At 60.1% G+C, this 7,854-nt stretch carries 10 protein-coding genes; 8 read left to right on the forward strand and 2 right to left on the reverse strand.

What is annotated here, in order from left to right; genetic code table 11:
* A partial coding sequence (locus AC1D06_RS40725) for a hypothetical protein (RefSeq protein WP_477991139.1) occupies positions 1–190 on the forward strand: 190 nt, incomplete at its 5' end.
* A 414-nt stretch (positions 191–604) separates the two neighbouring features.
* Positions 605–1,120: a DUF2867 domain-containing protein gene (locus AC1D06_RS40730; RefSeq protein ID WP_477991140.1), complete on the forward strand. Its 516-nt coding sequence runs from the start codon at positions 605–607 to the stop codon at positions 1,118–1,120.
* 67 nt (positions 1,121–1,187) lie between these two features.
* On the opposite strand, the gene AC1D06_RS40735 is transcribed toward AC1D06_RS40730, so the two are convergent.
* Both AC1D06_RS40735 and AC1D06_RS40740 read right to left on the reverse strand, forming a co-directional pair.
* Complete coding sequence (locus tag AC1D06_RS40735) at positions 1,188–1,601, reverse strand: lipocalin-like domain-containing protein (protein ID WP_477991141.1); 414 nt, start codon at positions 1,599–1,601, stop codon at positions 1,188–1,190.
* Positions 1,602–2,427: 826 nt separating this feature from the next.
* Positions 2,428–3,717, reverse strand: coding sequence for a hypothetical protein (locus AC1D06_RS40740; RefSeq protein WP_477991142.1), 1,290 nt, complete (start codon positions 3,715–3,717; stop codon positions 2,428–2,430).
* 134 nt (positions 3,718–3,851) lie between these two features.
* On the opposite strand from AC1D06_RS40740, the gene AC1D06_RS40745 reads away from it, so the two are divergent.
* The 6 genes from AC1D06_RS40745 (at position 3,852) to AC1D06_RS40770 (ending at position 7,635) form a co-directional block, all read left to right on the forward strand.
* On the forward strand, positions 3,852–4,148 hold the full coding sequence (locus tag AC1D06_RS40745; protein ID WP_477879796.1) for a hypothetical protein: 297 nt from the start codon (positions 3,852–3,854) through the stop codon (positions 4,146–4,148).
* Positions 4,141–4,518: a hypothetical protein gene (locus AC1D06_RS40750; protein ID WP_477991143.1), complete on the forward strand. Its 378-nt coding sequence runs from the start codon at positions 4,141–4,143 to the stop codon at positions 4,516–4,518. Before AC1D06_RS40745 ends, AC1D06_RS40750 begins: the two co-directional genes overlap by 8 nt.
* A 197-nt stretch (positions 4,519–4,715) precedes the next feature.
* Complete coding sequence (locus AC1D06_RS40755) at positions 4,716–5,048, forward strand: Rap1a/Tai family immunity protein (RefSeq protein WP_477991144.1); 333 nt, start codon at positions 4,716–4,718, stop codon at positions 5,046–5,048.
* 68 nt (positions 5,049–5,116) lie between these two features.
* On the forward strand, positions 5,117–5,578 hold the full coding sequence (locus AC1D06_RS40760; protein WP_477991145.1) for a hypothetical protein: 462 nt from the start codon (positions 5,117–5,119) through the stop codon (positions 5,576–5,578).
* Between the two features lie 138 nt (positions 5,579–5,716).
* Positions 5,717–6,091, forward strand: a complete 375-nt coding sequence (locus AC1D06_RS40765; RefSeq protein ID WP_477991146.1) for a DUF7677 family protein — start codon at positions 5,717–5,719, stop codon at positions 6,089–6,091.
* A 125-nt stretch (positions 6,092–6,216) separates the two neighbouring features.
* Positions 6,217–7,635: a tetratricopeptide repeat protein gene (locus AC1D06_RS40770; RefSeq protein WP_477991147.1), complete on the forward strand. Its 1,419-nt coding sequence runs from the start codon at positions 6,217–6,219 to the stop codon at positions 7,633–7,635.
* Positions 7,636–7,854: the final 219 nt, after the last annotated feature.

A 7,854-nucleotide genomic window follows, 5' to 3' on the forward strand; every position in this document is an offset into this window, starting at 1 on the left:
ATCGATTTCAGCGACGAACGCCGGCAGGCCAGAGAGGGTCTTTCTTAATATCCGACACCTCGCCTTCTTGGCGGGTAAATGGAATAACCCTGCCACCCCACGTTTCAATGACCCCCCCAAACCTCACGCCGTCTTCAGCTCCTCTATCCCCAACTCCCGCTTCATCGCATTGCGGATCGAATATTTCTGAATCCTTACGGCACTCTACACGTACCTCAGAGGACGCCCGAACGCTGCAGGCCGATCAGGATGCCGATGGCATCGTCGGCGGTGGAGAAGCCGGCCGGCAATTGCTTTGCCAGGGCGCGCGAGCGGCTGAAACCGGGCAGTTCCATCGACAGCACGCCGTAGCGCTTGAGTGCGACATGATGCCCTGCCGATCAACCCCAAGATTCTTGATTTCTGCACCAGATTGCGTAAGCCTCCAGGCGGACAGCGATGGCAATTCACAGGCGTATATGGGCACAGACAATCTTGATGGTGTCGCCGCGTCCGTTCGCCGTGTCATTGGAGCAGCTCTGGGCGGTCCTGGGCTCTGAAAGACACCGACGATATATGAACATTTGGCAGCTATCGCAAAGGCTGCCGGGCTGGAGTTTTCGGCATGGGTTTAGAACGCAAGGCGCCTGTGCGCCGGACCACGCCGCCATCTGAAAGCGCCGTTGCAGGCTGGTACGAGAACGCCAGCCTGCTCGATAGCTACAGCATCGATTTGAGTTCATCGGAACAGGACAGCATGCGCGCGCTGGCGACCCAGGCGGTCGGCGATCCGCCCGCGTGGCAGAAGGCGTTGCTTGCGGTGCGCGACGCCATGGTGACGCCCTTTGGCGTCAAAACCAGCGGCGAGGTCCGGGCGTCCAGGGTAAGCAACGAACGCGTGGGCTTCTTCCCGGTGCAATGGGAAGGCGAGGACGAGATTGTGCTGGGTGAGGATGACCGCCACCTGGACTTCCRATTATCGCTGCTCCGCAGCCATTCTCCAACCGGCACGCAGCTCACCGCGACGACCGTCGTGCATTGCCACAATGGCCTCGGCGTCACGTATCTCAACGTGATCAGGCCCTTTCACTATCTCGTGGTCAGGAACAACCTGGCACGCTGTGCACGCCTGCAAGGTTAGGTGGCCACGGAAACCTCGATTTCCGCACCCGTCGACCCGCGCCCGGACCCCATACCCGGATCGACGCTCATAACCTTTGCGCCGTCAGCACGCCGCGCGCCATTCGCCCCGGGAACTTCGGATGGGTTTGCCAAGCCGTGGTTATTGACAGGGTGTCGCTGTCAACATGGAAGAATCGAACTTGCTCAGAGCCGACCCAGGCCGGATGCCAGGCTGTGTCTACCTCTATGACGAGCCTGCCCTCATCCTCCACACGGTATGAGCCAGAATAGGCTATCATCGTTTCGAAGAGCGCTGCGGCCTCCTTGTCGGTGCGCTCCCTGGATGTGAGGATCGACATCATCCTGTCCTCGGTGATGACCATGTGGCCGAGAGGGTCGACGCCGTAAGCGTCCACGCACTCGCCGGTATCTTGCAATTCGACATGAAAAGACGCGATCTTCCACCATCCCGGCAATGCGCCGCGCACCAATGCCGACATGACATATCTCCTCTGTCGCACCGGACATTGTCCGATATCCGTGGGGTCGATGTTGCACAGCGGGGCGTCCGTTCGCAAGGCAATGGAGCTGCTTCGCTCGCTATGTCTCAGAAATCAGAGAGTTTCCGGCTAGAAACGCTTCGTCAAGATTCTTGGTTTTCGGTCGGGCTCCGAGATTCATGAAATGAACGTCGCGGCTTTTCTGATTCACGAACTTCTCCGAGATCGAGTGCCGCGATTTGATCGCGTGCAAGAGCTTCTGGTTTTTGCGGCAGATGAATTTTGGCCGCCACGCACCTCGTCTAACGGAGTTGGCGTGACTTGCTCTTCGGTTGAGATATAATGCAGTCGTCTACCGACGGAGTGACATGATGAGCCACGTTGTGATTGGCGTTTTGGCCCTTGCCGGCATTGCCGCAATGGTTGGCTTCATCTTTTACAAGGCAACAAGGCCCGGCCCGCGCTATCAACGAATGGACATTCCCAGAAACGATGGCGACGGGCTCCCGCCGATGATTTGAGCTGATTTTCGGCGCCAAGCGGCCGAAACTGCTCTACTTTGCCCTCGGTGTCGCCAAGGGCATTGTCTGCCCGAATGTCGGATGCCGCTTCGTTGTGGTCGATGCGAAGCGGTCGTCTGTCAATTTTTATGGGAGATGCGGTTTCACCCTTTTGGACATGGAGCCCAATCGGGAAAGCCGGCATCCGATCATGTTCATGGATCTGAGCAAGCTCGCAATCGATGTCTAAGCACTCGCTCCTGTTTGGCGATGGACCGATTTGTGAATGATCTTATCCGCCCGGCGCTCGGCCGGCGACACGGGCATCACGCGAAGATGAAATCGCCGGCGTGGATATCGGCCTTGTGGAGATCATGCAGCACCAGCGTGTCGCCGCTGCCGAAGTCGATGGTGACGCCGTAGGGGCCGTTGGTGGCATGCGCAAGCACGTCGGCAAAGCTGTGCAGGGTGGTGGCCGAGAGGTCGATGAGGTCGTGAGACGGTCCTTGTATCTCGGCGTCGACCACGTAGGCTGCCTGATAGCCGCTCTTGTAGACGAACGTGTCGGCTCCCGCACCTCCGGTCAGTTCATCGCCGCCGCCAAGGCCGTCGATGACATTGTCGCCGCGATTGCCGACGATCATCTCGTACGATGTGGTGCCGGTGGCGTCGATGTTGCCCTTGCCGGTGAGATGCAGTTCCTCGCAATTTTGTGGCAATGTGAACGACACGCTCGATTTGACGATATCATAGCCCTCGTTGACATATTCGGTGATGGTCACCTTGTGGCTGACGATGAAAAGATCATTGCCGTCTCCGCCACGTATCTCGTCGGCGGCCACGCCGCCCCTGCCGTCGAAGACGTCATTGCCGCCTCGCAGGTCCACGGCACCCGACAGGGTGCCGCTGTTGCGGACGAAATCCTGGCCATCGCTGCCATAGATCGAAAACAGGCCGGTGATATGGCCGGTATTGCCGATGAAATGCGGCTCGGCGCTGGTAAAGTCGGCGACGATGACGCCCGCATTCACGCCGACGATGGAACCGGCATTGCTCAGGCGCGAATGATCGCCGCTCAGGCTCACCGCGTCGTGACCGCCGGAGATCAGACCGTTATTCGTGAGAATGCTGTGATCGCCCCAGGCCATAACGGCGTCAGACGTGCCGAAGATCTTGCCGCTATTGTCCAGGAACGCTCTGTCGCCGTCGAAATTTACCCCGGTCTTACCGGTCATCATTCCGGTATTGGTCAGGTGGGTCCGCGTTCCCTCAGCCTCGAGAGCGAGCCCGTCGCTGCTGATTTGGCCGGCATTCTCGATCGTCTGACCATTGCCCTGGCTCGTGACGCCCTGGAATTTACCGAAAATCGAGCCGGAATGCGTGACGGTCAGGTCGCCCGCGCCCTTGTGGGTGAAGAGATCGCCGATGTTGAGCGCATCACCGCCCTTGAGCGCGCCGGCAATGTGAAAATCGCGGCCGGTGACGCCGGAAAATGCGTCCACGCCATCCCCCATCGGGTCAAGCACATCGCCCTTGTCGAGGAAATAGGTCGTATCGGCGTGGTTGGCCTTATAGGTGGTCTGCTGGCTGGGATCGATGTGGATTTGCTTGTTCATGTCCGTCTTCCGGTTGGCTTTGCCTGGCCCAACAAGTAGGCCGCAATTGTATCGGCAAGACACCGCGTTGCGGGCAGGGGTGTTTCTAATGTTTCAGCCCTGCCTTGAACGCGCCGCCGGAACGGGGGCTTCTTGTGCCAGCCCATATCCACGCCGGCAGTCCATACGGCAAGCGCCGCACGGCAAATGCGCCCGGCCCTTCGGGTGACCCAACCGCCGAGGATTTCTTGATTGGCAAGCTCGGCACGATCCACCCGCATCATGGCCGCTCTTCGGGTGCCACGCCCTATGCCATGATCGAGGTGATCGGCGTGGAGCTCTGCGATCACATTCGGGCGGCGCTGGCGGACTATGGTTTTGGCGAGTTTGCGGCGGCCACCGGCGGATTTACGGCAACGGCAAGTGTGAGCGCGTCTGGCCTCGATGCTTGAAAGTTTCAAGTGTTTTACTCAAGATAGTCAAACAGGTGGAATGGGTATTGGCGGCGATGCAGTCACGCTGACATCGGCTGCGGCCAGTTCTTTGCAAGGGGGCATGATGACGAAGCGTTACTGGCGGCGAAAGAGATCGATCGCGGTTGGCATTGTGCTGGCGGCACTTGGGGGCGCCGGTCTGGTTTTCATGTTTCTCTTCGCGGGGCCGACATCGCTCAAAATGTGGTTGATCCCGATTTTCCTGTTCGGCGTCGGTGGCGCGGTGCTGATCGACGAGGTCTTCAACCCGGTCATGGACCCCGAAATTTTGCCGCCGGATGACAAAGGACCGGTAATTTTGCCTCTGGACGACAAAAGGCAGAGGTGACGGGCAATCAAGGCACCACCGTCGGCGGCCCTTTCAGGCTTCACGTCCGCGACCCAGTTTGTCAACGGTTTCGGCCGTCGAAACCAGCAGGTTCAAGCTGAGCCAATCGAAGTGCAGACCCGGGTCGGCGCCGGATCATATGCGGAGAAGACGTGGGGAAGAATTCGATGCACATTTGCCAATTTGGGCGAAGGGCTTTGGTCCTTGCGCTGATGTTTGTCCTTTGCGCCCTGCAAGGTCGAGCCGACGAGCGCGACACCGCGCCGGCGCATCTTTCGGCTCCGGAGTTCAGCGTCGCCTGCACGTCCGCGGAGTTTTTGATGAAATCCGAAGACCATGACATCAAGGAGACCGGTTCATTTAACTTCGGCCTGTGCCTCGGCGCGATCGCCGGGGTGGTCGATGCGGTGGCGCTGGAGCGAGCGGAGCTCGGCGCAGCAACGCCCTTTTGCCCGCCGGGGAGCGTAAAGGTGCCGGAACTGCTGCGCGTCGTCGTCGCCTATCTTCACGCGCGGCGCGACCACAAGTAAAACACCGCAGCGGTGCTCATCCGCAGCGCCCTTGCGGCAGCTTATCCCTGCCCACACTGAATCATGTCGTGTCGGACAGGGATCACGATGCCTGCTTTCTTGCCCGGCCATTCAAATCTGCTCATGAGAACAATGCCATGACGTCTCTGTTTATCGTCGCGATCCTGATATTCGATGCCAGTTGCCTTTCCACCGCGCATGCTGCAGACGCCAGGCTTGGCACACCGACGGTGCTGACAGCGGACGAAGCGGCGGTGCTGCTGCAGGAGGTCCGGCAAGAACTGAAAAAACCTGCCTCTGCAGTCATTTCCGCAATTCGGGGCATGAGAAGCGCGGTGGGGGTGCTCACGGCTTGCGGCTATGTCAGCGTGGACGCCAGCAGTTCTTCGGACAAAATGCCCTTCTTCGGTGTGGTCGGGAACGACACCAACGGCAAGCCTGCTATTGCTATGGTGGCGATCGGCAACAATGACAGGCGAAGCGCAGACATCCTCGCATGGTGCCGGCGGAAGGGCATGGCGCTGCCGTGAGGTGGATTTTGGCTCGAAACGTTCCCTCGGTCGGGTGCCGAAGCACCTGATTTGTTGCAACGCTTGGGCGTCTTGTGTGTCGTTTCTTGTTGTCGGGCGTGAAATGTGCTTTCGAACGCCGGGCATGAGGAGATGTGTATGGGTGATCAAAAAAGTTCAGGCGAGCCTCGGAGAATGCATCCCGATCTTCGCGGGGTGATAGCGCGGTTTTCCCTGTGGATCGCCAACGGTTCCGTTGGCCATGCCCAAGTGCTGGAGGGCATAGATTATTCTGAGGTGCTTCAAGATCCAAGCGCCATGGAGAGGCTGTATACAATATTCACGAACAACCTCGAATTGGACGAAGAGGGCGCGCCACTTAACGCGGGTTATTGCGAAGACCGCGCAGCCCAGTGGTTACGAGAATACTGTGATCCATCCTATGTCGTCGATCCTCCGTGGGATGCCGGCTACGAGTTTGAGCCGTGTTTCCCACCCGTCCTGGAAAACGCGCCGGGCTGGAAAGCGCGCTGACCTGCCTGCAACTGCTGATTTCGCACCCGCCAGCTTGCCTTGCCTCACTGCAATCGCCCAGCTAGGTTCCCCGCACAGGTAGCCCCAAACCGGCGGCCATGACAAACAGTGCAGAAAAAGACCCTATGCCTGACGATACCGACATAAAATTTGCCGTCTTCAAGGCAGTGCATGATTGTCCGGACGCGGATGTTTTCAAATATCTCACGGAAAATTTTGCCGACGACCTCGGCGATGACTTCGACGAGGATGCGTTTCACGAGCATTTCTACGAGTTGTTTCCGAGATTTGCCGAAGACGGGGATCTGACGGACGATGAACTCGACGAGGCTCTCGCCGATGGGACGAGATGGTTCGAAAGGCGCATAAAGGAAATCGAGCGGGAGGCGGCGCTCACGGCGCATTTCTACCCGCTGTTCGAAGGGATGCCGGATGGCGTGTCGCTGCGTGACCATGCGAGAGTGCAGGCCGGTCAGGCAAACCCGATCGCGCTCGAATTTCTGAGGGCGGGGGAGGATTTCGATCCTCCTCCCGCGCCTGAGGGCAATTTTGCGGCCGAGCGTGCCTATCGTCAGGCGCGCTTGGCAAGAGTGGAACGGCTGGCGGCCGGCGATCCGGACAATCTCGAATGGCAGCATCATCTCTCGATCTGCCACAACGAACTCGCCTATCTGCTGGCAAAGGCGGGCGACCTTCTGGCCGCCCGCGCGGCCTATGAGGCCAATCTCGCGGTCGCTACGCGGCTGGCCGCCACCGATCCGGACAATGGGCGATGGCAGCGCGATCTGCTGGTCGCCCACGACGATCTCGGCGACATCCTGCTCGCCGAGGGGGCACGGCCGGCGGCGCGCGACACCTATCGGGCGAGCCTTGCAATCGCAGAGCGGCTGGTGACCATCGATCCGGAGAATACGGAATGGCAGCGCGACCTGGCGATCTGTTACACCAGGACCGGCGATCTCGCGACGGACGATCTGCCGGCCGCGCGGGCCGCCTATGAGGCTGGCCTCGCCATTCGCCAGCGGCTGGCGGCTGCCGATCCGGACGACAGGGAATGTCAGCGCGATCTGACGATCGGCCTGGAAAAACTTGGCGACCTGCTGCTCAAGGAGGGTGAGCTGGGGGCGGCGCAGGAGGCCTATGAAGCGGCTTTCGCGATCACACAACGCCTGTCGAATGACCGCCCCGACAATGCGGAATGGCAGCGCGATCTCTCGATTGCCAACGAAAAACTGGGCGACGTGCTGAAGGCTAAGGGCGATCTGCCGGAGGCGCGCAAGGCCTATGAGGCAAGCCTTCTCATTCGTAAAACGCTGACCGCGGCCGATCCTTCCAACATGCAGTGGCAGCGCGATCTCTCAAGGAGCTATCGCAGGATCGGCACCATCCTGGTTGCCGAGGGCAATCTGCCGGAGGCGCGCAGGGCCTGTGAAACCAGTCTCGCCATCGACGAGCGACTGGTCGCCACCGACCCGACCAATGCGCAATGGCAGCGTGATCGTTCGCTCAGCCGCAGCAGACTATCAGACCTGTCGCCGGAATAGGCATGCTTGCCGGGAGCGCGGGTGAGGCGGAAATAGGCGAGGGGGCGGTTGTGTCATGTCGCATCGGCTTCGGTGATGCGCCCGAAGCCGGCTGGCGCGGCGCGGCCCGCAGCGAAGGTGTCGCCGAACAGGCGGAGGGCTTAGGTTGGCGGCAGAGCTTGGGACACCCTCTCTGGCCTGCCGGCCATCTCCCCCACAAGGGGGGAGAAGACCCGCGGC

The organism is Rhizobium sp. P2_G2, from assembly GCF_056403555.1.